The sequence below is a fragment of the Bradyrhizobium sp. UFLA06-24 genome (assembly GCF_054967145.1).
In genome coordinates this window covers 1-1,762 of record NZ_JADFUE010000176.1, presented here as the reverse complement: position 1 = coordinate 1,762, position 1,762 = coordinate 1, and the positions used below count along the sequence as shown (strand labels likewise).

Here is a 1,762-nt window from a genome sequence, read left to right as displayed (position 1 = left end):
GTCGAGGGCGATCGGCTGTACCGGACCGGCGACCTTGCCCGTTATCTGCCGGACGGCAATCTTGAGTTCCTGGGCCGCAACGACGATCAGGTGAAGATTCGCGGCTACCGCATCGAGCCGGGTGAGATCGTCGCGCGGCTTTGCGAGCACGCCTGGGTGCGCGAGGCGGTGGTGCTGGCGCGCCAGAACGGCGGCGGCCACAAGCATCTGATCGCCTATGTGGTCTGCGCGCCCGAGGCCGGCTCGGATGAGGGCGGTGGAGGCGCGCTTGCGGGCGCCTTGCGCGCGCACTTAAGTGCGCGACTGCCGGACTACATGGTGCCGAGTGCGTTCGTGCGGCTGGCCGCGCTTCCGCTGACGGTGAACGGCAAGCTCGATCGGAACGCACTGCCGGCGCCGTCCGATCAGGCCTATGCGCTGGCGGCCTACCAGTTACCGCAAGGTGAGGTCGAGACGGCGCTGGCGCAGATCTGGGCCGAGCTCCTTGGTGTCGAGCGCATCGGGCGCAACGACCACTTCTTCGAACTGGGCGGCTACTCGCTCTTGGCCGTGCAGATGCTCGGTCGAGCATCAAATCTTGGGTTGAGTTTTAGCGCCACCGACCTCTTCCGCGCACCTGTTCTGAAGGAACTCGCATCGCAGATTTGTTTGCAAGTGCAGCCCAGTAACTCGGCGGTGATTTCCGTTCGACCGAACGGATCGCAACCACCGCTCTTCTTTGTCCCGTCAGGCTTTGGAGATTGTTCGTATGTCCTCGGTTTGGCGGTGGAAATGGATGCAGACTGCTCAGTCTACGCTCTGCCATGGCCACCTTTCGATGACGTTCGTCCACCGACTTTTGAGGCGATGGCCGCGGAGGTGATTGTTGCGATTAAACAGATCCAGCCACGTGGCCCATACCGCTTTGCTGGATACTCATCAGGTGCAATCCTGGCTTATGCAATTGCCGAGCGATTACTGAGTAGTGATGAAGTTGTGTCGTTCATGGCCTTCATCGATGTCAGTCTACCTGGGGCTTCTTCGAACGCATCACTGAAGAATTTGGCGCGAGAGTTTGTTTTGGATCGTTGTGGAACCTTGCGCGATGAATATCGCGAGGTTTTAGAACGCGACACGGAACAATGTTCCATCTCTGAGTTGCTCGAAAAGGCGCAGCAAACAGGAGCGTTAGCTCCAGATCACGATCTTCACAGTGACGTCTCGATGTATCAAAGGGCCGCGGCATTTCAACGGGCGCTACAATCGTATCGCATTCCGTCGCTCCCAATTGAAATATACCAGTTTTATGCCAGTGAGCCTCTTAGTCGTTGGGTACCGCCTGACAAGCAATCTGGTCGCGATGCAAACCTGCCAAAGCTTGGCTGGGACCTGGTCGTCGATGCGGGGGCCATTCATGCGGTACCTGTTCCAGGCAACCACGCGACAATGGTGAGCAACCCAGAAAACCGCCAAGTTCTCGCTCATGCTATTTCAACGGCCCTAATCGGCACTCTTGAATAGGCTCAAAGAATTTCTCCGAAGGCTCAGGTTCGAAGTTTCGTTTCTAGACTAGCCCCAAATATCCATCCCACAAGACAGACCGGGAGTAGATGTTGCGGGTAATCGTACCCGACGATGTTCCATTCAGCGACGCTGACGACGACACGTGCCCGAATGTGTTGATAGTCCCGTTCGTGGTGGAGGGACCTGAATACGGGCCACTCAAGATCGGTCCAGCATACTGCTGCTGGACCGCAGTGTCACCGACGTTCAGGACTAGCAC

At 57.8% G+C, this 1,762-nt stretch carries 1 protein-coding gene; it reads left to right on the top strand.

The genetic code is table 11. The features are described 5' to 3' along the window. The coding region (locus IF809_RS38470) for a thioesterase domain-containing protein (RefSeq protein ID WP_462840070.1) at positions 1–1,500 on the top strand (1,500 nt) is incomplete at its 5' end. Between the last annotated feature and the right edge of the window lie 262 nt (positions 1,501–1,762).